Annotated in this window: 23 protein-coding genes; 12 read left to right on the forward strand and 11 right to left on the reverse strand. The window is 63.7% G+C overall.

Features of this window, described 5'->3' with window-relative positions:
- Positions 1–636: thioesterase II family protein (locus tag VN004_RS16745; RefSeq protein ID WP_325612381.1), on the forward strand; the 636-nt coding region annotated here is incomplete at its 5' end.
- A gap of 240 nt (positions 637–876) precedes the next feature.
- Here VN004_RS16745 and VN004_RS16750 read toward each other — a convergent pair.
- Positions 877–4,218 carry an adenylate/guanylate cyclase domain-containing protein gene (locus VN004_RS16750; RefSeq protein WP_325612383.1) on the reverse strand — a complete coding sequence of 1,114 codons (3,342 nt, stop codon included), beginning with the start codon at positions 4,216–4,218 and terminating at the stop codon, positions 877–879.
- Positions 4,219–4,481: 263 nt separating this feature from the next.
- On the opposite strand from VN004_RS16750, the gene VN004_RS16755 reads away from it, so the two are divergent.
- Both VN004_RS16755 and VN004_RS16760 read left to right on the forward strand, forming a co-directional pair.
- Entirely contained in the window at positions 4,482–5,735 is a 1,254-nt protein-coding gene (locus tag VN004_RS16755; RefSeq protein ID WP_325612385.1) for a patatin-like phospholipase family protein, read from the forward strand.
- A gap of 132 nt (positions 5,736–5,867) precedes the next feature.
- Positions 5,868–6,089, forward strand: coding sequence for a hypothetical protein (locus VN004_RS16760; protein ID WP_325612387.1), 222 nt, complete (start codon positions 5,868–5,870; stop codon positions 6,087–6,089).
- 245 nt (positions 6,090–6,334) lie between these two features.
- On the opposite strand, the gene VN004_RS16765 is transcribed toward VN004_RS16760, so the two are convergent.
- From VN004_RS16765 to VN004_RS16800, 8 genes are all read right to left on the reverse strand, one after another.
- Positions 6,335–7,042: a Crp/Fnr family transcriptional regulator gene (locus VN004_RS16765; protein ID WP_325612388.1), complete on the reverse strand. Its 708-nt coding sequence runs from the start codon at positions 7,040–7,042 to the stop codon at positions 6,335–6,337.
- 235 nt (positions 7,043–7,277) lie between these two features.
- Positions 7,278–7,481: a hypothetical protein gene (locus VN004_RS16770; protein ID WP_325612390.1), complete on the reverse strand. Its 204-nt coding sequence runs from the start codon at positions 7,479–7,481 to the stop codon at positions 7,278–7,280.
- 116 nt (positions 7,482–7,597) lie between these two features.
- Positions 7,598–8,425, reverse strand: coding sequence for a class I SAM-dependent methyltransferase (locus tag VN004_RS16775; RefSeq protein WP_325612395.1), 828 nt, complete (start codon positions 8,423–8,425; stop codon positions 7,598–7,600).
- Between the two features lie 32 nt (positions 8,426–8,457).
- Positions 8,458–9,294: a class I SAM-dependent methyltransferase gene (locus VN004_RS16780; RefSeq protein WP_325612398.1), complete on the reverse strand. Its 837-nt coding sequence runs from the start codon at positions 9,292–9,294 to the stop codon at positions 8,458–8,460.
- 31 nt (positions 9,295–9,325) lie between these two features.
- Positions 9,326–11,029: a class I SAM-dependent methyltransferase gene (locus VN004_RS16785; protein WP_325612402.1), complete on the reverse strand. Its 1,704-nt coding sequence runs from the start codon at positions 11,027–11,029 to the stop codon at positions 9,326–9,328.
- A gap of 27 nt (positions 11,030–11,056) precedes the next feature.
- On the reverse strand, positions 11,057–11,881 hold the full coding sequence (locus VN004_RS16790; protein WP_325612404.1) for a class I SAM-dependent methyltransferase: 825 nt from the start codon (positions 11,879–11,881) through the stop codon (positions 11,057–11,059).
- Positions 11,882–11,971: 90 nt separating this feature from the next.
- Entirely contained in the window at positions 11,972–12,667 is a 696-nt protein-coding gene (locus tag VN004_RS16795) for an SDR family NAD(P)-dependent oxidoreductase (protein ID WP_325612407.1), read from the reverse strand.
- Between the two features lie 3 nt (positions 12,668–12,670).
- Positions 12,671–13,537: a type 1 glutamine amidotransferase gene (locus VN004_RS16800; RefSeq protein WP_325612409.1), complete on the reverse strand. Its 867-nt coding sequence runs from the start codon at positions 13,535–13,537 to the stop codon at positions 12,671–12,673.
- Between the two features lie 156 nt (positions 13,538–13,693).
- Between VN004_RS16800 and VN004_RS16805 the strand changes: the two genes are divergently transcribed.
- The 7 genes from VN004_RS16805 to VN004_RS16835 all read left to right on the forward strand — a co-directional run bounded on the left by VN004_RS16805 (position 13,694) and on the right by VN004_RS16835 (position 20,448).
- Complete coding sequence (locus VN004_RS16805) at positions 13,694–15,193, forward strand: glycerol-3-phosphate dehydrogenase (protein WP_325612411.1); 1,500 nt, start codon at positions 13,694–13,696, stop codon at positions 15,191–15,193.
- On the forward strand, positions 15,193–16,671 hold the full coding sequence (glpK, locus tag VN004_RS16810) for a glycerol kinase GlpK (RefSeq protein ID WP_325612413.1): 1,479 nt from the start codon (positions 15,193–15,195) through the stop codon (positions 16,669–16,671). Before VN004_RS16805 ends, glpK begins: the two co-directional genes overlap by 1 nt.
- A gap of 106 nt (positions 16,672–16,777) precedes the next feature.
- Complete coding sequence (locus tag VN004_RS16815) at positions 16,778–17,299, forward strand: response regulator (RefSeq protein WP_325612415.1); 522 nt, start codon at positions 16,778–16,780, stop codon at positions 17,297–17,299.
- 150 nt (positions 17,300–17,449) lie between these two features.
- Positions 17,450–18,580, forward strand: a complete 1,131-nt coding sequence (locus VN004_RS16820) for an ABC transporter ATP-binding protein (RefSeq protein ID WP_414710338.1) — start codon at positions 17,450–17,452, stop codon at positions 18,578–18,580.
- Between the two features lie 4 nt (positions 18,581–18,584).
- Positions 18,585–19,499 carry an ABC transporter permease gene (locus VN004_RS16825; RefSeq protein ID WP_325612417.1) on the forward strand — a complete coding sequence of 305 codons (915 nt, stop codon included), beginning with the start codon at positions 18,585–18,587 and terminating at the stop codon, positions 19,497–19,499.
- A gap of 2 nt (positions 19,500–19,501) precedes the next feature.
- On the forward strand, positions 19,502–19,639 hold the full coding sequence (locus tag VN004_RS16830) for a hypothetical protein (RefSeq protein ID WP_325612420.1): 138 nt from the start codon (positions 19,502–19,504) through the stop codon (positions 19,637–19,639).
- Positions 19,636–20,448, forward strand: coding sequence for an ABC transporter permease (locus VN004_RS16835; protein ID WP_325612422.1), 813 nt, complete (start codon positions 19,636–19,638; stop codon positions 20,446–20,448). Before VN004_RS16830 ends, VN004_RS16835 begins: the two co-directional genes overlap by 4 nt.
- A gap of 4 nt (positions 20,449–20,452) precedes the next feature.
- Here the strand turns inward: VN004_RS16835 and VN004_RS16840 are convergent, their stop codons facing one another.
- Positions 20,453–21,418, reverse strand: a complete 966-nt coding sequence (locus VN004_RS16840; RefSeq protein WP_325612425.1) for a helix-turn-helix domain-containing protein — start codon at positions 21,416–21,418, stop codon at positions 20,453–20,455.
- Between the two features lie 177 nt (positions 21,419–21,595).
- Here VN004_RS16840 and VN004_RS16845 point away from each other — a divergent pair, with 177 nt between their 5' ends.
- A complete protein-coding gene (locus VN004_RS16845; protein WP_325612428.1) occupies positions 21,596–22,660 on the forward strand; it encodes a carbon-nitrogen hydrolase family protein in 1,065 nt (354 codons plus the stop codon).
- The gene (locus tag VN004_RS16850; RefSeq protein WP_325612431.1) at positions 22,660–23,688 is read left to right on the forward strand and encodes a phenylacetaldoxime dehydratase family protein; all 1,029 of its coding nucleotides are present in this window, start codon (positions 22,660–22,662) and stop codon (positions 23,686–23,688) included. The genes VN004_RS16845 and VN004_RS16850 overlap by 1 nt, the downstream gene beginning before the upstream one ends.
- A 30-nt stretch (positions 23,689–23,718) precedes the next feature.
- On the opposite strand, the gene VN004_RS16855 is transcribed toward VN004_RS16850, so the two are convergent.
- On the reverse strand, positions 23,719–23,973 hold the full coding sequence (locus VN004_RS16855) for a DUF6460 domain-containing protein (protein WP_325612433.1): 255 nt from the start codon (positions 23,971–23,973) through the stop codon (positions 23,719–23,721).
- Positions 23,974–24,054 lie beyond the last annotated feature (81 nt).

Below are 24,054 nucleotides of genomic sequence, written 5' to 3' on the forward strand. Positions count from 1 at the left end.
CCCGCGGTCGAAGATCTCGATACATTCGTCGAGCGCCTGATGCCCGAACTGACCGGATGGCTCGACCGGCCCTCGGCTTTCTTCGGCCATTGTCTCGGCGGGCTGACGATGTACGCCACGCTGCGCGAGCTGCCGGACTCCTGCGCGCATTTCGTCAAACACGCCTTTGCCTGCGGGATAAGGCCGCCGCATCTGTTGCGACGGCGCGGCCGATTCGAGGACAACCTCGCCTATCGCATGATGCTTCATCAGGACTTCGACATTCACGCCGAGCCCTACGAGCAGAAGGATGATCTCTTCGCCGAAATCGTTCGGCAGTTCGACACGCCTGAAGCGGACCGGATGCTGGCGATCCCGAAACTGAGAAAGCTGCTGTTGCCTGCGATCCGCGCCGAATTCGGCATGGCGTTCAATTATCGGTATCGCCCGGCGCCGCCGTTCCGGTTTCCAATCGCAAGCTTTGTCGGCGCGTCGGACCCCTGGGTCTCCGCAAGCGATTCCGCGGCCTGGGGCGCGCTGACGCGCAGCCGCTTCACCAATCATGTGCGCGAAGGCTCGCATTTCCTGATGGTGGACGATCAGGACTATATCCTCGACACCATCAACCGGGATTTCGTCGACGCCGCGCTCGGATGAGTGAGAAGGGTTGAGGCGATTTCGGCTGCATCGCCCGTTACTTGTCATGCCCCGCGAAAGCGGGGCATCCAGTCAACTCTTGAAGCATTTGTGCTGACTGGATCGCCCGCTTTCGCGGGCGATGACAGCTGGCGAGCGGGCGATGATAGCTGGAGAGCGGGCGATGATAGCTGGAGAGCGGGCGAGGACAGCTGGAGAGCGCGGGGCGATGACAACGAAAGAGCGGCCGCTACTGCACCATTACGCCGCCCTGAGCAGCGACCTCGCCTGCGTGAGATCCGCGGTATCGTGACCCTCGCTGAACCAGCCGGCGATCGCTTCGAGATCGCCGCGATACCGGTTGCGGTCACCGCAGGCCATTCCGAGATCGTGGAGGCTCATCGCGAGTCTTAGTTCGAGCGACTTCGCCTGTTGCTGGCGCGCGACGTCGAGCCCGTTGCGGAAATGCCATTCGGCCTCCTCCGCGCTGGTCCCGGATTTTAGCGCGACCGTCCCGAGCAGCCGGTGTATCTCGGCTTCGTAGAAGCGGCCGGACAGTTTCTCGGCGATCATCGCTCTGGCCTGATGCAGGAAATCCAGCGCGAGATCGCAGCGCTCGTTCCTGATGCAGGACTCCGCAAGGAGCGCGAGCGAATAGGAATCATAAAGGCGGGCGCCGGTGCCGCGTCCCATCGCAAGGCCGCTTCGCATCTCGGCGAGGCCGGCTTCGAAGCCGCCTTGCTGCGCCATCGCCCAGCCGCGCAACAACAGCGCCATCGCGAGGTAATGACCGAAGTCATGCGTTTCGCAAAGCTCGACCGCCGCGGTCGCGTCGCGCGCCACGGTGGCGGGATCGCCGCGCAGCTGATGGATGCGAAGGCCGATGGTCCGCGCCATCGCCTGCGTGAAGGGGTGACGCGAGCGGTCCGCATAACGGCGCGCCTCCTCGCACAGCGCGAGCCCGCGGTCGGGATAGCCGAGCAGCCACAGGGTCATGCCGTCGTAGAGACGCACATGCACGCGCGGATCCTGCGCCGACAATTGAAGATAGGCCGCCTCCTTGTCATCCTCGCACAGCGCGATGCTTTGTTCGAGATGAGCATGCGCCGCCAAGAGTCCGCCATGGGCGAACAGGGTGAAGCCAAGCGCCTCGTGGGCCAGCACCTGCAGCACCGGGTCGCACGCGCGCATTGCGGATTCGAGCAGGAGATCGGCGATCGCCTGCGCCTCGCCAAGCTCGGTCCGCACGAAATTCCAGGTCCACAGGCCGAAGGCCGCGGGCAAGGTGTGCTCGTCGAGCCCGCTCTCCTTGCCGAGTTCGAAGGCGCGGGTATAGGCCTCCTTCACCCCGTCGATGCTCCAGCCCCTGGTCGCGCGCAGCGCGTTGCCGAGCGTGGTCTGTAGCTGCATTTCGAGCTTGTTTCGGAGCGCGGCATCCTGGATCAAGGGCACGAGTTCCAGTCCGCGACGGAGATGATTGAGCGCCTCGGCATTCGCCGAGCGCCGCACTGCCTGCTGGCCCGCCTGCAGCCAATAGCGCACGGCGCGGTCGGCGAGGCCCGCCTCCGTGAAATGGTGGGCAACGATTTCGGGCTGACCGGCCGCGACGTCGCCGAACTTCTCTTCGAGGACATGCGCGATCTGTGCGTGGAGCTGGTGGCGCCGGCTCTTCAGCAAGCTTTCGTAGGCGGCATCGCGCACCAGCGCATGCTTGAACGTGTAGACGGCTTCGGGCGGGCGGCCGTGACGGATCAGCAATTCGGCATTTTCGAGCTGGGCGAGCGAGTCCGAAAGAGCCGCCGAATCACGTCCGACCACTGCGCTGAGGAGCGAGAACGAAAAGTCCCGCCCGATCACCGCACCGATCTGGCCAATCTCCTTCACCGCGGCCAGACCGTCGAGCCGTGACATCAGCGACGCCTGCAGCGTATCGGGAATGGCGAGCGGCGGCAGCGGACCCGCGAGGCTGTAGGCATCGGTGTCGCCGACAAGGATGCCGGATTCCAGAACCGCCTTGGTGAGCTCCTCGACGAATAGCGGATTGCCGTCGGTCTTCTCGACAATCTGCCGCATCACCTCGGCCGGCAGCATGCGGCCGCCGGTGACCTGTGTCACCATGGTCTCCACGGCTTCGCGATCGAGCCGGCCGAGCTGCAACATGTTGACATGCGGCAGCCCGGCCCATGGCGGCTCGAATTCGGGACGGAAGGTGAATATGCCTATGACCGGAAGCTGACGGATGCGCTCCACGGTCAGGTCGAGCAACTCCAGCGTCGTTGCGTCGGCCCAATGCACGTCCTCGAACAGCACCGTCAGCGGCCGCTGTCGTGCCAGCGCTTCGAATTCATCGAGCAGCCCCGCAAGCGTCTGACGGCGCTGCTGCGTCGGGCTCAGGTGAACCGGCGGGTAGCGCGTGCCGATCGGCACCGACAGCAGCTGGGCAAAAAGCGGCACGATCTTGGGGAAAGTGGAGGGGTCAATGGCAAGGACCTGTTCCAGTTTCTCCAGTCGCAGCTCGGGCGTGTCGTCGGCCTTGAAGCTCGCCGCGCGCTGCAATTGAAGGATGACGGGATGCAGCGCACTGCTGATGTGGTTCGGCGAGCATTGGTAACGCATGCGCGTGTGCGGCATGTCGGCGATGCGGTCCGCAAAGGCCGCCGCAAGCCGCGATTTGCCGATCCCCGGCTCACCGGAAATCAGCACGATCTGTCCGTCGCCATTCGCGGCCAACTGCTGACGTTCGAGCAGGAAGTCGATCTCCTGTTCACGGCCGATCAGATCGGTCAACTGCGTTTCGCGGACGGCTTCGAAGCGGCTTTCGGAATCCGACAATCCTTCGACCAGCCAGGCGCCGACCGGCTCAGTGAATCCCTTGACCTTGCGCCGCCCCATATTGCGAAGGCGGAACAGGTCGCCGAGCAGGCGCCGCGTCGACGTCGAGATGACAACGCTGCCGGGCTTGGCGAGCGCCTGAAGGCGTGCGGCGAGGTTGGGCGTGTCGCCGACCACGCCATTGTGCCACAGCGTGCCGGCGAGATTGCTGTCACCGACGAGAACCAATCCGCTTGCGATGCCGATGCGGACAGCGAGCGGTTCGGGGGCCGGCGTCGCGAGACGCTGCACGGCTTCGGCAATGTCCAGCGCCGCGCGCACCGTTCGCTCGGCATCGTCTTCGTGCGCGCGCGGATATCCGAAATAGGCGAGGATGCCGTCGCCGCGGAAATCCGCGATGAAGCCATCATGTGCCAGCACGATGCGCGCGCAGACCCCGTGATAGGCATCCATCACCGCGCTTAAGTCTTCAGGATCAAGGCGCGACGACAATGCCGTCGAGCCGACCAGGTCGCCAATCATCACGGTCAGGTGGCGGCGTTCGGCGCCGCCCGGCAGGATCGCCGGCGCATCGTATGAGGCTTGTACGCCGCCATTCAATTCGGCGATCGCGCGCATCATCTTGCGGCGATGGCCGAGGAGAACGCCAAGATCCCGCAAATCCTGTTCGGTGAGATCACGCAGCACCGACAGGTCGACCGCATTGTCAGCGAATTTTTGCGCGTACTCTGAAAGACCGAGCGTGCCAAGCCAGTCTTCTATCTGCCGCATGGTCGCAACTCGCTGGCCAACCGCGTGGCCACGACAGCGAACAGTACGAAATGCCGGACAGTTCCGTCCAGTATCGATGCGTCAGGCTCCCATCACGAATGGCTCATTTCTGTCAAATGCAGGCAAAAGCACGGCGCAAAATTTTTGCCGTCCGAATGACTTTGCGAACCTCTCGCTTATGGCGAATCTGCATGCGCTGACGCGTTCCAAGCGCCGTGGCACATGCTATGATACCTCACGGCGTGAGCGCGCGGAGAGGGCCCATGGGCAGCGACGCGGAAAGCCAAGCTGAAGGTCAGTCCGGTGCATCCGATCTGAAGCGCGTGGCGATCGCCTGTCAGGGCGGCGGCATTCATGCAGCGTTCGCGGTCGGCGTTCTCACCGAAATTCTCGCCGATCTCGAACGCAAGCGGTTCGATCTGATCGGCATCAGCGGGACATCCGCCGGCGCGCTCTGCGCGTTGATGGTCTGGTACGGCCTTGCCAAAAAGAACGGAAAGACCGGTTCACCGCGCGAAGCCTCCAAAAGGCTCACTGACTTCTGGAAAATCTTCGCCGCCGACAACACGCCCGAGAAGCTGCTGAATCTTGCGACCTACTCGGCCTACAAGTTCCGCGAAATCGAAGCGCCGCGGCTCGGACTGGCCGCGCCCGTGTTCAGGCTCAACCCGCGCGGTGCGATCACCCAGGCGGTGACGGCCGCGCTGCCCCTCCTCGGCGTGCGGCGGGAATATTTTGATCTCGAAACCTTGCTGAAGGAGGCGTGCCCGGAATTCGACGGCATCCAATGGGACGATCTCAACACGCGGCTTCTGGTCGGTGCAACGGATGTCCTGAACGGAATCGAGGCCGTGTTCGATTCACAAAGTCATATGTCTAACGACAATCAGTTCCATCGGCGCGGCAAGGTCGAGATTCCCGAGCCCATCTGGCGCAAGCGGCTGAAGCTGTCGCTGAATGGCATTGCTGCCTCGGGCTCGTTGCCGGAGCTGCGTCAGGGCGAACAGATCGACGGACGTTGCTATTGGGACGGCCTCTATTCGCTCAACCCGCCGATCCGCGAATTCTGGGAGGACGTGAACAAGGGCAGCATGCCGAACGAGATCTGGGTGATCCGGATCAATCCGCAGCAGATGAAATATGAGCCGCAATCGCATGCCGAGATCGAGGACCGCCAGAACGAATTGATGGGCAATCTGGCGCTGAACAAGGAGCTGGATTTCATCGCGCATATGAACATGCTGCTGAAATACGAGAACCGCCGGCTCAATCGCAAAGCCGGAGATGCTCCGGGATTCTTTGGAGAGGTTTACGAACCGGTCACCATCCGCACGATCAAGATGACCGCTGAAACCGCAGCCAGGTTGCGATATTCGACCAAATTCGACCGCAGCCGGCGCCGGATCGAGGAATTGCGCACCGAAGGCCGCGCGGTCGCGCGCGAATGGCTCAATCAATGGCCAGAAGGAGTGGATAGCTATCCGGAAGATGTGGGGTATTGGCCGCCGCAGCCCTGACAACCGGTTCGCCTTCACGCCCATGTGACGGCGAAGGGTCTTGAGTGTGACGGCACTCACATAACAGCGCCGCCCCAGCGCCTAGGTCTCAATCAGCTGAAAAGTCGTCATCCGATGACAAGGAGGCTGAACATGATCCGGGCCATTTGTCTGACTACGCTCGTCGCCGGCCTCATCGCCGCCGCGGCGGCTTTCGAATCCGATCCGCTCGTTGCGACATACGCACCGAAGGCCGGCACACATATCCGCACACACAACGTTGTGCACGGACACAGCGTCACCGCCTACGTCAAGGGCAACGTCCTCAATCCGTGCTTTGCGGAGCCGGTCGAATGCGGGCTGGTGGTCTGGTAGCGCGGATGAAAGAGGATGCGAAGCGCATATGAGGACGCGATCACATGGCGAGAGGCGGATCTCAAGCGATTTCGGTCGAGGTGAACTCGCATCGCGCATTTCTGGTCATGCCCCGCGAAGGCGGGGCATCCAGTAAACACTTGAAGCAGTTGTGTTTACTGGATCGCCCGCTTTCGCGGGCGATGACAGCGAGAGAAAAGCGGGTGCAATAGTAAAAGGCTGCGCCTGCAAAAGCTGAATGCGCTTCAGGTCTGCCCCGCCGCTGCGGTCTCGAGAGAAGCCGTGTCGATCAGCACAATCTCGCCGCGCTCGAGGCGAATCCATTTGAGATTCTCCCAGTCGCGCAGCTGCTTGTTGGTGCTTTCGCGCGAGGCTCCGATCAGTTGGGCGACTTCGCTCTGCGTCAGCGCGATACGCGGCTCGCGTCCTCCATTGCCCAGCCGCAGCAGCGTGCGCGCGAGCTTTGCCGACAGATCGAGAAACATCACTTCCTCGACCTGACGACTGGTGTTGCGCAGCCGCTTGCACAGCATCTCGATCAGCTTTTGCGCGACTTCCGGCCGGGTGTTCAGGAGCGGCATGAAATCCCGCCGCTCGATGACCAGAAGCTTGCAATCGGTGATCGCGATCACGTCGGCGGTGCGTTCGCCGCCGTCCAGAAGTGCGATCTCGCCGAAGATGTCGCCGGCTGTCAGGATGTTGAACACGGCGTATTTTCCGTGTTCCGAAAACGAAATCACCTTCACCTGACCTTCGAGGATGGCGAACAGGCTCGACCCCGGATCGCCCTTGGCGAACACCGTCGTTCCGCGCTCGACATTTCGCACACGCGCGTGCGCGCGCAATTGCGTGATGAGGTCCTGTCCCAGAATGCCGAAAATCGGATGATTTCGAAAGAACGCCAGCTTTTCCGCGATTTGCGCTTCGTGCGGCGACAGGGGCGCAATTGGCATTGGCGGCGATGTGCGAATGTGACAGCTCGCACGACGCTAGCATGGCCGCTGCTTTTGGAAAGTCACGCTGCAGCGAGCGTGCTTTACTAAGCCCTAAACCAGGACTGATCCGAATACGATGATACCGGTCTGGTGTCAGGGACCCCGCCACCGGAGGCGTGTGCGCGCCCGACACTCAATCGACGATTGTGCTGCGCCGCCTCCGGAGCCGACAGGCAGGCCGACAGGAGCTGGGCTATTGCGCCCTCAGGCCGATGCCGGTCAGGGCGCCGATGATCAGCATCGCGTAAAAGACCATCCAGATTGCGAGCAGCGGGATGGCTCGGCGCAGCGAGTCGCCCTCCTGCCGTCTCAGCTGGCTCGCGATTTCGCTTTCGCTCTTCTCATTGGCGGATTCGGCTGGCGGCTGGCCGTGCAGCGTAAACGCGAGGCGGTCCATGGTGGTCTCTCCATCGCAGGGTTCTGCGATGGAGACTGTGGACGGGCCTGTGCGGATCGGTATGTGAGGTGGCTCACACCGAGGCGGCTGGATTCAACCGAAGGAGCGGCGACGCTCTAGCGCGTCGCCGTCCAGTCCGCTTCCTTGCCGCCGGTATTGGCCTTGCCGGTGATCGCCTTGTCGGTCACGGTGCCGGTATAGCGCGTTGCGCCGGCCGTGAAGGCGATCTGGTCGCCGGTGAGCTTGCCGTCCTTGACCGGCGTGATGACGTTGCCGTCCTTCAGCACGCCCTTCACATCCTGGTAGGTCTGTTCGAGCGTGAGCTCGCCCTGCGGCGTCTTCCACGTGCCCTGCACCTTGGCGGGCACGATCCAGAAATACGCCGTGCAATGCGAGGTGCAGACCTCGCCGTTGAGCGAGGCTGTTTCATCCGCGCGCCAGTCGCCCATGTCGAACGAATTCGAGACGATCCGGGTGCCCGGCTTCATGTCGAGGATCTTGGGGCGGAGCTTGATATTCAGCGAGGGCAACAGGAACATCGTGATCACGGTCGCCTTCGAGAAATCGCTTTCGAAGATATCGGCCTTCTCGAAGCTGGCCTTTCCGGTGACGCCTTCCTTCTCGGCGTTCCGTTTCGACAATTCGACCATGTCCGGATTGTACTCGATGCCTTGCGCGGTGGCGCCGCGTTTCGCCGCGGTGATCACGGTGCGGCCGTCGCCGGAGCCGAGATCGATCACGTGATCGTTCGCAGTCACCTTGGCCAAGTCGAGCATCTTGTCGACGAGTTGCTGGTTGGTGGGGACCCAGACCACGTCCTTGCCGCGCTGCCCGACCTTCGGCTCGAAGGAGGGCGCCGGCTGCGCGAACGCGCAATTGATCGCAAGCGCTGCGGTCACGCAGGAGCCCGCGACGCCACGGACGGAGGTCTTCATTGAATACATTGCCGTCTCCTCATTGCGCTTTCTTGTTGCGCTCAGTTGGCGCGCTTCGCCTTCCATACCGCACCGGACAAGGTTGTGCCCTCGATCATATCGCCGCGGACCCGGCCTGCGAATGCCGTTCCACCCGCGGAAAAGCCAAGGCTGTCGCCGGTCAGTTTCCCGTCGGTGACTGGCGTCACCGTGTCGCCATTTGTAAGCGCGCCTGTGAAGGTTTGAAACTCCTGCTTGAATGACAATGTTCCGGCAAGGTCCCCAGTCTCCAGCACCCACGCGCCGTCGATTCGGGCAGGGACGATCCACAACAACGCCTTGCAGAAGAAGAAGTCGCATTCCTCGCGGAGGCTCGCGCTCTTGTCGGGCAGCCAGCCGCCCATCTCGAAGGTATTCGAAACCACCCGCGTGCCCGGCTTCATCCTGAGGATGGATGGACGCAGCTTGAGGTTCAGGTCGGGCAACAGGAACAGCACCACGACGCTCGCGTCGGAGAAGTCGGTCGCGAACATGTCGGCGCGCTCAAAGCGCGCCTTGTCGCTCACGCCCTCGCGCTCGGCGCTGGCCTTGGAAAGCGCGACGAGGTTGGCGTCATACTCGATGCCGCGAGCGGTGGCGCCGCGCTTTGCCGCCGCGATCACCGCACGGCCGTCGCCCGAGCCGAGATCGACGACCCTGTCCTGTGGCGTGACCTTGGCGAGATCGAGCATCAGCTCGATCAGCGCGTTCGGCGTCGGCACCCAGATCGCGTCCTTGCCCTGCTGGCCGACCAGCGGCTTGGCGGGCGCCGTCGCGGGCTCCGCCAATGCCGGGTGCTGCATCAAAAACGCAAAGACGAAGAGCGCGGCCGCGACCCTGGCAAATCGAGGCGCGATCATGCCCTGCGTCTCGCGCAGGCGCGCTCGCTGCTCACGCGCGCCGTGCATTCCATTTCTGACCGGACTTGGTCACGCCGCTGATGACGCGGCCGTTCACCGTGCCGGTATATTCGGTTCCGCCGGCAGTGAAGGTGATCGTGTTGCCGTTCAGGCGACCGTCCTTGATCGGCACCACGGTCTTGCCGCGCTGGATGGTGCCGCTGAAGGTCTGGAATTTCTGCTTGAGAGCGACAGTGTCTCGCCCCATGCGCCAGCGGCCATCAACCCGGGCCGGCACGATCCAGAGCAGCGCCTTGCAATAGGTCTGGCAATCTTCCTCGACTTCGGCGACCTGATCGGGCTCCCAGTCTCCCATCTCGAAAGTGTTCGAGACGATGCGCGTGCCCGGCTTCATGCGCAGGATGGTCGGGCGCAGCCGCTCGTTGAGTTCGGGAAGCAGGAACAGCGTGAGCACATCCGCATTCGAGAAATTGGTGCGGAAGATGTCGCCCTGCCGGAACCTCGCTTTGTCGGTGACGCCGGCCTTCTTGGCATTGAACTGGGACAGCTCGACCATCTTCGGATTGTACTCGATGCCGAGCGCATTCGAGCCGCGCTTCGCCGCGGTGATCACCGTGCGCCCGTCTCCGGAGCCAAGGTCGATCAGGCGATCCTTCGGCGTCAGCTTGGCAAGATCGAGCATCTTGTTGACGAGGGTGTTCGCGGTCGGCCACCACACGACGTCCTTGCCGTCCTGGCTGACCTCGGGGACGAAGGGCGGCTTCTCGTCATTGGCTTCCGCCGCTTTCGCCGGCTTGGGGGCGGGCGCAGGGGCCGCAGCCGGGGGCGCCGAGGTCTCGATGCCGGGAGTTTGCGGTACCGCGGCGGGCGCCTCGGTCTTTCGCGTGGGCGCTGGCGTAGGGTCCGTGCGCTTGGCCTGCCAGGTTTCGCCGGACTGCGTGGTCCCCGCCATAATGTCGCCGGCGACCTTGCCGGTATAGGTCACGCCTCCCGCGACAAACGAGATCTCGTCACCCTTCAGCTTGCCGCCGGTCACGGGAGTGATGACGTTGCCGTTGACGATGGTCCCGGTGACGTTCTGGAACTCCTGCTTCAGCGAAAGCACGTCCGTCGACGGTCCACGATCGAGCGTCCAGCCGCCTTCGACCTTGGCCGGCACGATCCAGAGCATCGCGCGGCAATAGCCCCGGCAATCCTCCGTGACGGTCGCTTCCTCGTCGGGCTTCCAGTCGCCCATCGAGAATGAGTTCGAGACGACGCGGGTGCCCGGCTTCATGTCGAGGATGGTCGGACGCAGCCGCAGATTGAGATCCGGCAGCAGGAACAGCGTGATGACCGTGGCCTTGGAAAAATCGGTCTGGAAGATGTCGCCTTCGACGAAGGTCGCCTTTCCGCTCACGCCTTCCTTCTCGGCATTGGCGCGCGACAGTTCGACCATCTTCGGGTTGAATTCCACGCCCGTCGCCGTGGCGCCGCGCTTGGCCGCGGTGATGACCGTGCGTCCGTCACCCGATCCGAGATCGAAGTGGATATCGCCCGGCGTCAGCTTCGCCATGTCGAGCATCCGGTCGACGAGAGCCTGTGGTGTGGGCACCCACACCACGTCCTTGCCCTGTTGACCGACGACCGGTTCGAACGGCTTCTCGGCCGGTTGCGCCAGCGCCATGTTCAGCGTCAGCGCAGCGGCCATGGAGGAAACAGCCGCGACGCGCGCGGCCCTTGTCATGAACGTCATCTGCATCGTCTCCGTCGCGGTCCGCGATCACGCGCCGCGCTTGGCCTGCCACTTGTCGCCGGATTTCGTCGTGCCCTCGATCGTCGAGCCATTGACCTTGCCGGTATATTCAACGCCGCCAGCGGTGAAGCTGATGTCGTTGCCCTTCAGCTTGCCGCCGGTCACCGGCGTGATCACGTTGCCGTTCTTCAGGGTGCCGGTGAAATTCTGGAAGGTCTGCTTCAGGCTCAGTTCACCCTTGTCGGTATTCCAGGTGCCATCGACCTTTGCCGGAACGATCCAGAAATACGCCTTGCAATAGGACTGACAGCCTTCTGTCACGATGGCTTCCTCGTCGGCCTTCCACTCGCCCATGTCGAAGGTGTTCGAGACCACGCGCGTGCCGGGCTTCATGTCGAGAATGGTCGGCCGCAGCTTGGCATTGAGGCTGGTGAGCAGAAACAACGTTACGACATCGGCGTTGGAGAAGTCGGTCTTGAAGATGTCGGCATTCTCGAAGGTGGCCTTGCCGGCAACGCCTTCCTTCTCTGCATTGTATTTCGACAGCTCGACCATCTTCGGATTGTATTCGATGCCGCGGGCGGTGGCGCCACGCTTGGCGGCGGTGATCACGGTGCGGCCGTCGCCGGAGCCGAGGTCCACCAGCTTATCGGCGGCTGTAACCCTGGCCATGTCGAGCATCTTGTCGACCAGCGCCTGCGGCGTCGGCACCCAGATCACGTCCTTGCCGTCCTGACCGACGGTGGGCTCGAACGGCTTCTGGGCCGGTTGCGCCAGCGCGGCGCTCATCGCCATCACCGCAGAGAGACAGGACACCATTGCGGTGCGCGACATCAGGCTCAGCACGTTCATACAGGCTCTCCAGGGATCAAATTCGGCGCCGACATTCCACGGCGCGCGGGCGGGACAGAGGCGGGCGATCATAATAGGTCGCGCCGGTTCTTACGAGCGGCCGTAAACCGGTACGATTGCCCCTCGCGTGACTGTGTTTTCAGGGGACGCAAGGAAAAGGATGGTCGCGGCCACCTGTTCAACTTTCGGCCAGAGGGCATGGTCGGCTTTCGGCATGGCTTTGCGGTTGGCCGCCGTATCCATGACGGACGGCGCCACCGCATTGACGAGAACCCCGTCGCCGGCGACTTCTTCCGCCAGCGCCATGGTCAGCGCGGCGACGCCCGCCTTGCCGATCGTATAGGCGGTCATGCCGGCGCCGCTCCGCGGTTCGAGCGCCGGACGCGCCGCGACATTAACGATCCGGCCGCCGTCCGTGCCGAACGCTTTCAGCGCGGCGCGGCAACACAGGAAGCAGCTCACGACATTGGTGTCGAGCTGCTTCATCAGATCGGCTTTGCCGCTGTTCTTCAGCTTCCTTGCCGCAAAGCCGCCGGCCAGATGGATCGATGCCCAGAGCGGGCCGACCCTGGCGTAGAAGGCGTCGGTCTGATCCTGATCGGAGAGGTCAATGGAGGGATAAAGCCGCACCCGCTCGTTCGATGCGAAGGCGAAGTCCTGCGGTGGGCCGGACCCGTGGACCGGGATGTGGCAAACCGCGCCGCGATCCAGCAGCGCGCTCGTGACCGCGGCTCCAAGCGCTCCGGTCCCGCCGGTCACGACAACATGGCGGTCGCGGAAATCCAAGCGCTACTCCCTGCCGCGCTTGCTGCGGGTCGGCAGCACCTGGTGGTGAATCCAGTTGCGGACCTCGCGCGTGCGGATGTTCTTGTCGAGAACCGTGGCGTCGAGACCGAGCCGCCACGCCAGCGGCTTGTTGTGCGGCGAATCGTGCAGCACCGCGACATTGCCGGCATAGTCGTTGAGCTCGTCATGATCGTTGAAGAATTTTTCTTCGATCAGGCGTTTGCCGTGCCTGCGGAAGCTCGCGGCGATGTCGGCGAGGGAATATTCCGGATGATATTGCACGCCCCAGGCCGTGCAGCCATTGACCTTCACTTCGGCCGCCTGCACCGCAGAAAAAGCGTTCAGCGCCAGCACCTGCATATTCGGGGCGAGCGTTTCGACCTCGTCGAGATGGATGGTCACCGCGTCAAAGACTTCGTCCTTGCCGGCGAAGACCGGATGACCGCGGCCCGCCGACGTCAGGCGGATGCGCCGCCCGAAACCGATTTCGCGACCCTTGGGATTGCGGCGCACGCTGCCGCCGGCCGCCGTGGTGATGACCTGCAGCCCCCAGCAGCTTCCGAATAACGGGGTCGAGGATTCGAAGACCGCGCGGGTCAGTTCGATCTGGGGGTCGATATGGGGCCCGCGGTCATAGACGTGCAAAGCCGAGCCGGTGATCACAACGCCGTCATAGGCTTCCAGTCCCAGGCTGTCCGGGAGGTTGGCGCCGGGATCGGCGGGGTAGCAGATGTCGATGGTCGCTTGCGGCAGGAATTCGCGCAGTAGATTGGCGTAGCCTTCGCTCGGCGCATCGCCGCCGGCTGCCTTGAGAAGGGCGCGGCCGTCGGCGGTGTTTCCCTCGATAACAAGAAGACGCGGGGCGGGCATCGCAGATCCGTCAAAGCCCCTGCGATGGGGCAGCAGGAGCTGGCCTCAGATATAAGGAATTTGCGGCCGTTTTGCGAGACCGCCGCTGGCGAGCTCTTGGCGACTCTGTTCCGCCACGTCATGCTTGTGTCCTTCGACGGGACGGGCAGCGGTAGTATGGCCGACTTCGACCTCGCCATCATCGGCGGCGGCATCAACGGCGCGGGCATCGCGCGCGATGCCGCCGGCCGCGGGCTGCGGGTGCTCCTGGTCGAACAGACCGATCTCGCCTCGGGCACGTCGTCGGCGTCGACCAAGCTCATTCACGGCGGGCTGCGCTATCTCGAGCATGGCGCCTTCCTTCTCGTGCGTGAAGCGCTCAAGGAACGCGAGGTGCTGCTGCGCAATGCGCCGCACATCATCCGGCCGCTGCGGTTCCTGCTTCCGCCGGAGCCGAAGCTGCGCTCGTCGCTGCTGCTGCGGCTCGGCCTGTTCCTCTATGATCATCTCGGCGGCCGCAAGATCCTGCCGCCGACGCAGATGGTGGACCTCACCCACGATCCGCTCGGCATCCCGCTGAAGCGGTCCTATCAATTCGGCTTTCTGTATTCCGATTGCACGGTCGACGATGCGCGCCTCGTCGTGCTCAACGCCGTCGATGCGGCCGAGCGCGGCGCCTCGATCCGCACGCGGACGAAATGCGTGCGTGCCGAACGCGGCGAGGAATGGCGGCTGATCCTCAACGAGCGCGGCCGGCGCGAGGTGGTCACAGCGCGCGTCCTCGTCAATGCCGCCGGACCCTGGGTCGGTCCGGTCGCGGAAACCGTGATCCGGATGCCCGGACCGCCGCGGGTCCGTCTCGTCAAGGGTAGCCATATCGTCGTGCGCAAATTGTTCGAGCACGACACCGGCTACATTTTCCAGAACCCCGATCGCCGCGTCGTGTTCGCGCTGCCTTATGAGCGCGACTACACGCTGATCGGGACGACCGACGAGAATTTCCAGGGCGATCCGGCCGGCGTTGGGCCGTCGGGGGCCGAAATCGCCTATCTGTGCGAGACCGCGACGCGCTACTTCCGGACCGCGGTGGCGCCGGACGACATCGTCTATGCCTTTGCCGGCGTGCGTTCGCTTTACGATGACGGGTCGAAGCGGCCGGAGAATGTCACGCGCGACTATCATCTGGCGCTCGACAAGCATTACGGCCATGCGCCGGTGCTGACGATCTATGGCGGCAAGATCACGACCTATCGCAAGCTTGCGGAAGCGGCGATGAAGAAGCTCGCCGAATTTTTTCCGCCGAACCAGCCATGGACCGCGCGCGTCCCGCTGCCGGGCGGCAATTTTCCCTATAACGGCGTCGAGGCGCAGGTGGCGCAGGCGCGCCGCACGTGGCCGTTCCTCGAAGAGGACCACGCGGTGCGGCTGGTGCGCGCCTATGGCACGCGGATCGGCGAGGTTCTCGGGAAAGCGGACAGCTATGACGCACTCGGGACGAGGTTCGGCGCGGATCTGACCGAGGCCGAAGTTCGCTACCTGATGACGAAAGAATTCGCCGTCGATGCCGACGACGTGTTGTGGCGGCGTAGCAAGCTCGGATTGCGCCTCACCGAGATCGAACGCGCCGCATTGCAACGCTTCATGGTGCCGCTGCCGGCGCTGAGGCTCGTGAAGTGATGGCGATCCTCGCGATCGACCAGGGGACCACCTCGACACGCGCCATCGTCTTTGACGAAGCGATGCATCCGGTCGCCACTGCGCAGCAGGAATTCCGCCAGATCTATCCAACCCCAGGCGAGGTCGAGCACGATCCGCAGGATATCTGGTCGAGCGTCGTGGCGACTGCACAGGACGCGTTGGCACAGGCCGGCCTCGGCGCGCGCGACATCGCGGCGATCGGCATCACCAACCAGCGCGAAACGACCGTGATCTGGGATCGCGTGACAGGCAAGCCGATCCACAATGCCATCGTCTGGCAGGATCGCCGGACCGAAGAGACCTGCGCGGCGTTGCGCGCCGGAGGCCATGAGGCGGAGATCGCGGCGAGGACCGGCCTTGTGCTCGATCCGTATTTTTCGGCCACCAAGATAGCATGGCTGCTCGACCATTGCCCCGGCGCGCGCGAGGCTGCGGAAGCCGGGCAACTCGCCTTCGGCACCATCGACAGCTATCTGCTGTTCCGTCTGACCGGCGGACGCGTCCATGCGACCGATGCCACCAATGCGGCGCGCACGCTCCTCTTCGACATTCACAACGGCCAGTGGGACGCCGATCTCGCGGACCTGTTTCGCGTGCCGCTGGAATTGCTGCCCGAAGTGAAGGACTGCATCGCAGATTTCGGCTCGACCGAATTGTTCGGGGCGCCGATCCCGATTCGCGGCGTCGCCGGCGATCAGCAGGCGGCGACGATCGGCCAGGCCTGCTTCACCCCGGGCATGATGAAATCGACTTACGGGACCGGCGGCTTTGCTCTTCTCAATACCGGCGACCGCGCCGTGCAGTCCCGCAACCGGCTTCTCAGCACCATCGCCTACCAGATCGATGGCAAGCGGACCTATGCGCTCGAGGGCGCGATCTTTGTCGCCGGCGCGGCGGTTCAATGGCTTCGCGACGGCCTCAAGCTGATCGCGGCGTCTTCGGAGACCGATGCATTGGCCGCGCGCAGCGACCCTGCCGAACAGGTCTATCTGGTCCCGGCCTTTGTCGGGCTCGGCGCGCCTTATTGGGATGCCGGAGCGCAGGGCGCGATCTTCGGACTGACGCGCAATTCCGGCGCCGCGGAGCTTGCACGGGCGACGCTCGAAGCGGTCGGCTATCAGACGCGGGACCTGATCGAAGCGATGCATGCCGATTGGCCGGCGGTCGCGGGCACCGTGCTGCGCGTCGATGGCGGCATGGCGGCAAGCGCGATGGCGATGCAATTCATCGCCGACATCCTGAACGCCCCGGTCGATCGGCCGGAGATCATGGAGACGACGGCCATGGGTGCGGCCTATCTTGCCGGATGCGGCGTGGACCTTTACCCCGATTTCGACGGCTTTGCCGCAAGCTGGCGGCGCGACCGGCGGTTCGAGCCCGCCATGGACGAGGCAACGCGCGAGCGCAAATGGCGCGGCTGGCGCAATGCCGTCAGCCGGACGCTGACCCAGCGCTGACGCTCGCGCCGCAACCTTATTTCAAATTGTAACGGCGGGGTTCAAGCCGGCGAAACCCGCAAATGCTGTAACAAAGAAGCTCAAATGCTGCAGAGACCGGCCCGGCGTGAAAACACTTCGTTCGAAAAAAATTCAGGAGCTCGTCCAGTCCACGCGCGTCCTGATCGTCGATGACGACTATTACATGCGCAAGGTGATCCGCAGTCTTTTGCAGGCGAACGGGATCCGCACCTATTACGACGCCGCCGATGGCGTGACCGGACTGGAATCGATCATCACGCTCAATCCGGACGTCGTCATTCTTGATTGGGACCTGCCCGACATCAACGGTGCGGAATTCATGCGCATCGTTCGCTCGCCGCTGACCTTTCCGGTGCCGGCGGTTCCGATCATCATGCTCACGGCGAATCCGGAGCGCGAGACGGTGATCGAGGCGGTGCGGCTTGGCGTGAACGAGTTCATCTGCAAGCCGGTGTCGGCGAAGACCATCTTCGAGCGGATCGTGGCGATCCGCGTGAAGCCGCGTGAGATGGTAAGGATCGGGAGTTATTACGGGCCTGCGCCGCGCAAGGCGGCCGCCGGTCTGGACGTGATTGCCGATTCGAACGAACCGGCCTGGATGAGTTGACGGGCGCGTTCGCCGCGCCGCAATCCGGGCTGGCGTCGCCCGACTTGTTCCCGACGCACAGGCTCGCGGCCTGAGCATCTTGAGCCGGAGGCCGTTGCCGACTAGCTTGCGGCGCGGAACGGGACCGCCGTTCGCCCTTCTTCGGATTTCATGATGTCTGACCACCCGGCCCGTCCCGCGGACAGGCCTCAAGCGACGACGACACCGATGGTGCGCTTTGATGGCGTCACCCGCCGGTTCGGTTCCTTCACCGCAGTGGACAAGGTGTCCCTCGACATCGGCAGGGGCGAGTTTTTCGCGCTGCTCGGCCCTTCCGGGTGCGGCAAAACCACGCTGCTCCGCATGCTCGCGGGATTCGAAACGCCGAACGAGGGCCGGGTACTGCTCGACGGCGAGAACATCGTCGGCGTTCCGCCCTATGAGCGGCCGGTCAACATGATGTTCCAGAGCTATGCGCTGTTCCCGCACCTGACGGTGGCTGGAAACGTCGCCTTCGGGCTGCGTCAGGAAGGCTGGACGCGCGCCGCCATCGACGCCCGCGTGAAGGACATGCTGGCGCTGGTGAAGCTCGAGGAATTCGGCCATCGCAAGCCGCATCAATTGTCCGGCGGGCAGCGGCAGCGTGTCGCGCTCGCTCGCGCTCTGGCCAAGTCGCCGAAAGTCTTCCTCCTGGATGAGCCGCTCGGCGCGCTCGACAAGAAGCTGCGCGACGAGACCCAGTTCGAATTAATGGCGCTGCAGCAGCGGCTCGGACTGACCTTCATCATCGTCACCCACGATCAGGAAGAGGCGATGACGATGGCGGACCGGCTCGGCGTGATGCACGCGGGCAAGCTGATCCAGGTTGGCACACCCGCGGAGATCTACGAGGAGCCGAAGACTCGCTGGGTCGCCGAATTCATCGGCGACGTGAATCTGTTCGAGGGACCGATCACCGGGCATTCGGGCGATCTTGCTTCCGTCGACACGCGCGTCGGACCACTGGTCGTTGGCCGAAAGGCAGGTTTCGCCGACGGCCAGAAGGTGTCGATCGCGGTGCGCCCGGAAAAAATCGACATCGCCCGCGAGCCGTTTGCGACGTCCGAGAACCAGCTGCACGGCATCGTTGCCGACATCGCCTATCTCGGCGATCTCTCCGTCTACAAGGTGCGCGACGAGCACGGCGTCATCGTCAAGGCTTCGGTCGCGAACAAGGACCGCCACGCCTCGGAGCTTCTGCATCGTGGCGACAAGGCGTTCCTGCGCTTCGCCCCCGAGGCCGGCGTCATGGTGCAGGACTGAAGCGATGGCCAAGCCTGCATCCTACGACCGCTGGTATCGCCGGGTCGTGATCGCCGTCCCCTATGCATGGCTGCTCGTCTTCTTGCTGGTGCCGTTCCTGATCGTGCTGCGCATCTCGGTGTCGCAGTCCGCGCTGGCGCAGCCGCCCTATGTCCCGGTCCTCGATCTGTCGGCCGGCTGGCAGGGCGTGAAGGATTTCATCGGCGCGCTCTCGATCGAGAACTTCAAGTTCCTGTTCGGCGACTGGCTCTACGTCGCATCCTATCTGCGCAGCCTGACCTTTGCATTTGTCTCGACCCTGATCCTGCTCGCGATCGGCATCCCTATCGCCTATGGCATGGCGCGCTGTCCGCAGCGGCTGCAGCCGGTGCTGGTGATCGCCGTCATCCTGCCGTTCTGGACCGCGTTCCTGATCCGCATCTATGCCTGGATCAACATCCTGCAGCGCGACGGTCTGCTCAATGACGTTCTGCTCGCGCTCGGCATCATCGACACGCCGGCCACCTGGCTCGCCACCGACACCGCAATCTTCATCGGCATGGTCTATTCGTACCTGCCTTTCATGGTGCTGCCGCTCTATGCCTCGTTCGAGAGGATGGACGACACGCTGCTGGAAGCCGCCGCCGATCTCGGCTGTCCGCGCTGGAAGGCGTTCTGGCTGGTCACGCTTCCGCTGGCGTTGCCGGGCGTCGTTGCGGGTTCGCTGTTGTGCTTTATTCCGATCACCGGCGAATTCGTCGTGCCCGATCTCCTGGGCGGATCGGATGCGATGTTCATCGGGCAGACCTTGTGGAACGAATTCTTCTCCAACAGGGACTGGCCGGTGGCTTCGGCGCTCGCCACCGTGCTGCTCGCCATCCTGCTCGTTCCGATCGTGTTCTATCAGACCGCGCAGTCGCGGGCGCTGGAGCGGAGGTGAGGATGCGCGACGTGCTCGGCTTTCTCAGCCGGTCATGCGCGGGCTTGACCCGCGCATCCATCAAGGCAGGACATTTTGTGAAAGCGATGGATGGCCGGGTCAAGCCCGGCCATGACAGGCGTGCGGAGCGGCGATCATGACCCGCACCTCACCCTTCAACATCGTCTCGGTCACGTTCGGCCTCGTCTTCCTTTATGTGCCGATCGCGATCCTCGTCATCTATTCGTTCAACGACTCCAAGCTGGTCGCGGTCTGGGGCGGCTGGTCGCTGCGCTGGTATCGGTCGTTGCTTGACGATGCTGCGATCCTGCAGGCGGCCTGGGTGTCGCTGCGCATCGCCTTCATGTCGGCGACGCTTGCGACGATCCTCGGCACGCTCGCCGCGCTCGCGCTGGTGCGCATGGGGCGGTTCCGCGGCCGCGTGCCGTTCTCGGCGATGGTGTTCGCGCCGATGGTGATGCCGGAAGTCATCATCGGGCTGGCGCTGCTGCTCTTGTTCGTCGCGCTCGATATCGGGCGCGGCATGATCACCACGACGCTGGCGCATACTACGCTGACCATGTGCTTCGTGACGGTGATCGTGCAGTCGCGGCTCATCGCCTTCGACTGGAGCCTCGAGGAAGCCGCGATGGATCTCGGCTGTCCGCCGTTCAGGACATTCCTGACGGTGACTTTGCCGCTGATCGCGCCGGCGCTTCTCGCGGGATTCATGCTCGCCTTCACGCTGTCGCTCGACGACCTGGTGATCGCGAGTTTCACCACCGGCCCGGGCGCTACGACATTGCCCATCCGCATCTATTCGGAGGTGCGGCTCGGCGTGAAACCGGAGATCAACGCAATCTCGACGCTGATGATTGCCTTCGTCGCGATCGTGGTGGTGACGGCCTCGCTGCTGACCAAGCGCTACGCTGCCGCGGAGAAAGGCGCTGCGGGCGGCGCGCCGCTGTAGCGGCTCACCCGGACGGCGCCGATACGGAAGCGCGCAAGTCCCGTGCCGAGCATCCGAAGCGCGCGCGGAACATCCGGCTGAAATGCGCCGCGTCGTTGAAGCCCCAGCCGAAGGCGATTTCGGTGATGGTGCGGCCGGCATGGGCCGGATCGCAGATCTCGCGCTTGGCGCCATCAAGCCGCTGATTCCAGATCCAGGCATTTAGCGAAATCGGCTCGCCCGCAAAGGCGCGATAGATCGTGCTCGGCGACAATTTCAGATGCGCCGCGATCGCGTTCACCGACAATTGCGGATCGCGCAGGTGACGCAGCACGAAAGCCTTGATCTGATCGCGGTGATAGGCGGTCATCTGCGAGATCGCGGGATCAGCGGCGCCCGGCAGCGAGCATAATCCGGCGACCAGGATATTCTCCACGCTTTCGGCTATGGCGGCGACCGACCCGACCTCCAGCGTGTCGATGTCGGCCGCGAGGGTGTTGATCATGCCGATCATCAGGTGACCGGCGCCGCGATCGCCGCAGACCTTGCGCGCCGTCAGCGTCTCGGTTTGACGAAGCCGTCCGCGCAGCACAGCGCCCGGTAATTGCAGCACATGCTGCTGGAATGGTTCGTCAAAGATGAGTTCGTAAGGCCGCGTTGAATCGTAAAGCGCGAAATCGCCGGGCGACAATTCGGCGACGCGGCCGTCCTGCACGATCTTGCCGCGGCCTTTGGTCTGGATGCTGACGATGAAATAATCTTCGGTGGCGCGGGCGATTTTCACAGGCGTCCGCCGGACATGCTGCGCAGAGGCCGTCACCGTGGAGAGGCCGAGTGTCGCAAGCTGATTGGCCTGGATCGTGCCGCGAAACGTGCGCTCGGGCTGCGGCGTGTCGCATTCCAGCTGCACATAGGTATTGCACACCGCCTCGACCCAATAGGAGAGCCGGTGACGCGCCTCCACTGTGTCTGTGGACCACAGCTTGTGCATGGGACGGAGCGTATCAACGCACACAACGCTGTCCATGCAAAAAATCAAGCAAAATTTGGCGATGCGACGATCAGTCAAGTCCGGCGCGAGAGCCAAGCAAGCGCGGGCGCCTGCGCGGCGATTACCCTTCACCGGAAGCTGCGGCGAAAAGCCGTGTCCGGAGGAGGAGAATTGCCGATGCCCGTCACCCATCCGAAATTCAAGGCCGCCGCCGTTCAGGCCGCTCCTGTCTTTCTCGATCTCGACAAGACTGTCGACAAATGCGTTGCGCTGATCACGGAGGCCGCGAAGAATGGCGCGTCGCTGATCGCATTTCCCGAGACCTTTATTCCCGGCTATCCGTGGTTCATCTGGCTGGATTCGCCGGCCTGGGGCATGCAGTTCGTCCAGCGCTATCACGACAATTCGCTGGTTTATGGCTCCCCGCAGGCCGACCGCATCGCGAAAGCGGCGAAAGACAACAACATCATGGTGGTGATGGGCCACAGCGAGAAGCAGGGCGGCTCGCTCTATATGGGTCAGTGGATCATCGGCCCCGACGGCGAAACCATCGCGATGCGGCGCAAGCTGAAGCCGACGCATGTCGAGCGCACCGTGTTCGGCGAGGGTGACGGCTCCGATCTTTCGGTGTTCGAGACCCCACTCGGACGGGTCGGCGCTTTATGCTGCTGGGAGCATCTGCAGCCGCTGTCGAAATACGCGATGTATGCGCAGAATGAGCAGGTGCATATCGCGTCATGGCCGAGTTTCTCGCTGTATCGCGGCGGCGCCTATGCGCTCGGGCCGGAAGTGAACAACGCTGCGACGCGTGTCTATGCAGTCGAGGGCGGCTGCTTTGCGATTGCCCCCTGCGCGGTCGTCTCCAAGGAGATGATCGACATGTTGTGCACCGACGACATGAAGAAGCGGCTCCTTCTGCAGGGCGGCGGCTTTGCCACCATCTATGCGCCGGACGGTCAGTTGATGCATGCGCCGTTGCCGGAAACCGAAGAAGGGCTCGTCTATGCCGATATCGATCTCGGCATGATCGCACTTGCAAAAGCGGCGGCGGACCCGGCGGGTCACTATGCGAGGCCGGATGTGACCCGCCTCATCCTCGACAAGACGCCGGGCGACCGCGTTGTGGTGCGTCGGCGTGGGGGCAGCGAAGTCGCGCGCGGTGGCGCGGATGCGCCCGCGGTCGGTGCGGCGCGGGGCGAGGCCCTGACGCTCGTCAAGGACGGAAGCGAGGAGGCGGCCTGATGGAATCGGCGATTCCCGATCACCTGAAGACCGCGCGCACCCGCCACACCCGATACGGCGACGATTACACGCCGCCGTATCCGGCTTTCGTCGCGCGGCACAAGCCCAGCGTCGCGCGCGTCGTCATGGCCTATTTCGGGGTGCAATTTCGTGCGGCTGATGAAGCCGCGGCGGATGCACCGCTCGCCGCGATCGCGAAGGCATTCGCCGCGGAGAACGGGCCCGGTCACTGGGACCGTGCGCGCTATACCGACGAGGCTGGATTTGAGACCGTCGTCAGCATTGCGTACTGGGACGATCCTGCGCGCTTCGATGCGTGGTTCGCGGGGCATGGTGCGGCCTGGGCCGGCGAAGCGAAGCCCGGTCCGCTCGGCTTCTTCACCGAAGTCCTGCGGCCGTCGATCGCCCGATACGAGACGTTGTTTTCGTCGGTCGGACGGATGGAAGGGATCGCCGCCGTTGCCGATGGCCTCAGCGATATGGTGCGAGAGCACGCCTATTGGGGCGGCATGCGCGACCGCATCCCGTTAAGTCAAACGGATGCGATGACGGCGACCGGCACGCCGAAATCCAATGGCGGCAACGGCCATGTGCGGATCGTGCCGCACCAGAATCTCTGCCTGATCCGGTCGGGGCAGGACTGGTCCGACACCGACGACGCCGAACGGCGGATGTATCTTGAGGATGTCGAGCCGGCGCTGCGCGACGGCATGAACTTCCTGCGCGATGACGGTCTGTCCTGCGGCTGTTTTGCCAACCGCTACATGACGGTCATCGGGAGTGACGGGCGGCCGCTCGAAAAATCCTTCGGTATGAGCTGGTGGCGGAGCCTCGATGCACTCGAACGCTGGTCGGAATCGCATCCGACTCACGTCGCGATCTTCGGGGCGGCAATGCGTTATCTGATGAAGCTGGGCCCGGCCGCGAAGCTGCGGCTTTATCACGAGGTCACGGTTGCGTCGGCCGACGAGCAGTTTTTCGAATACAGCAATTGCCATCCGAAGACAGGAATGCTGAGGGCGCTCTGACTTTGCGTCATCGTCCAGCGCAAAGGCAGCTCATTCGCTCTTTGCGCCGGGCGGCCGGAACAGAAAGACCAGGAACCAGACCGGCACGATCACCAGGGCGCCGAGCATGAGATTCGGCCCGGCCCAGTCCCAGGCGCGCCGGCCGTATTCGGTGACGCGCTCGGGGGTGACCCCGGCCTCGCGCAGCAGCGCTTCGGCGGTGATGCCAAAATGCGACAAGATGGTGCCGACGATCAAAGAAGCGACGGCGACCTTCACCAGCGTGCGCAGCGAGGAAAACAGCATCCGCGGTTCCTGATTCGCATTGGCGAATCATAGTCGAATGCGCCGTCGCCGCCATGGGCGGCCGAGGGCGACGCGTACTTC

It is taken from the genome of Pseudorhodoplanes sp. (assembly GCF_035565855.1).
Taxonomy (GTDB): Bacteria; Pseudomonadota; Alphaproteobacteria; order Rhizobiales; family Xanthobacteraceae; genus Pseudorhodoplanes.

What these genes read in the sequence shown, in the direction of transcription:
- VN004_RS16750 (WP_325612383.1), bottom strand. Translation starts at nt 4,218, where the DNA reads ATGCGGCAGATAGAAGACTGGCTTGGCACGCTCGGTCTTTCAGAGTAC.
- VN004_RS16755 (WP_325612385.1), top strand. Translation starts at nt 4,482, where the DNA reads ATGGGCAGCGACGCGGAAAGCCAAGCTGAAGGTCAGTCCGGTGCATCC.
- VN004_RS16760 (WP_325612387.1), top strand. Translation starts at nt 5,868, where the DNA reads ATGATCCGGGCCATTTGTCTGACTACGCTCGTCGCCGGCCTCATCGCC.
- VN004_RS16765 (WP_325612388.1), bottom strand. Translation starts at nt 7,042, where the DNA reads ATGCCAATTGCGCCCCTGTCGCCGCACGAAGCGCAAATCGCGGAAAAG.
- VN004_RS16770 (WP_325612390.1), bottom strand. Translation starts at nt 7,481, where the DNA reads ATGGACCGCCTCGCGTTTACGCTGCACGGCCAGCCGCCAGCCGAATCC.
- VN004_RS16775 (WP_325612395.1), bottom strand. Translation starts at nt 8,425, where the DNA reads ATGTATTCAATGAAGACCTCCGTCCGTGGCGTCGCGGGCTCCTGCGTG.
- VN004_RS16780 (WP_325612398.1), bottom strand. Translation starts at nt 9,294, where the DNA reads ATGATCGCGCCTCGATTTGCCAGGGTCGCGGCCGCGCTCTTCGTCTTT.
- VN004_RS16785 (WP_325612402.1), bottom strand. Translation starts at nt 11,029, where the DNA reads ATGACGTTCATGACAAGGGCCGCGCGCGTCGCGGCTGTTTCCTCCATG.
- VN004_RS16790 (WP_325612404.1), bottom strand. Translation starts at nt 11,881, where the DNA reads ATGAACGTGCTGAGCCTGATGTCGCGCACCGCAATGGTGTCCTGTCTC.
- VN004_RS16800 (WP_325612409.1), bottom strand. Translation starts at nt 13,537, where the DNA reads ATGCCCGCCCCGCGTCTTCTTGTTATCGAGGGAAACACCGCCGACGGC.
- VN004_RS16805 (WP_325612411.1), top strand. Translation starts at nt 13,694, where the DNA reads ATGGCCGACTTCGACCTCGCCATCATCGGCGGCGGCATCAACGGCGCG.
- glpK (WP_325612413.1), top strand. Translation starts at nt 15,193, where the DNA reads ATGGCGATCCTCGCGATCGACCAGGGGACCACCTCGACACGCGCCATC.
- VN004_RS16820 (WP_414710338.1), top strand. Translation starts at nt 17,450, where the DNA reads ATGATGTCTGACCACCCGGCCCGTCCCGCGGACAGGCCTCAAGCGACG.
- VN004_RS16825 (WP_325612417.1), top strand. Translation starts at nt 18,585, where the DNA reads ATGGCCAAGCCTGCATCCTACGACCGCTGGTATCGCCGGGTCGTGATC.
- VN004_RS16830 (WP_325612420.1), top strand. Translation starts at nt 19,502, where the DNA reads ATGCGCGACGTGCTCGGCTTTCTCAGCCGGTCATGCGCGGGCTTGACC.
- VN004_RS16835 (WP_325612422.1), top strand. Translation starts at nt 19,636, where the DNA reads ATGACCCGCACCTCACCCTTCAACATCGTCTCGGTCACGTTCGGCCTC.
- VN004_RS16840 (WP_325612425.1), bottom strand. Translation starts at nt 21,418, where the DNA reads ATGCACAAGCTGTGGTCCACAGACACAGTGGAGGCGCGTCACCGGCTC.
- VN004_RS16845 (WP_325612428.1), top strand. Translation starts at nt 21,596, where the DNA reads ATGCCCGTCACCCATCCGAAATTCAAGGCCGCCGCCGTTCAGGCCGCT.
- VN004_RS16850 (WP_325612431.1), top strand. Translation starts at nt 22,660, where the DNA reads ATGGAATCGGCGATTCCCGATCACCTGAAGACCGCGCGCACCCGCCAC.
- VN004_RS16855 (WP_325612433.1), bottom strand. Translation starts at nt 23,973, where the DNA reads ATGCTGTTTTCCTCGCTGCGCACGCTGGTGAAGGTCGCCGTCGCTTCT.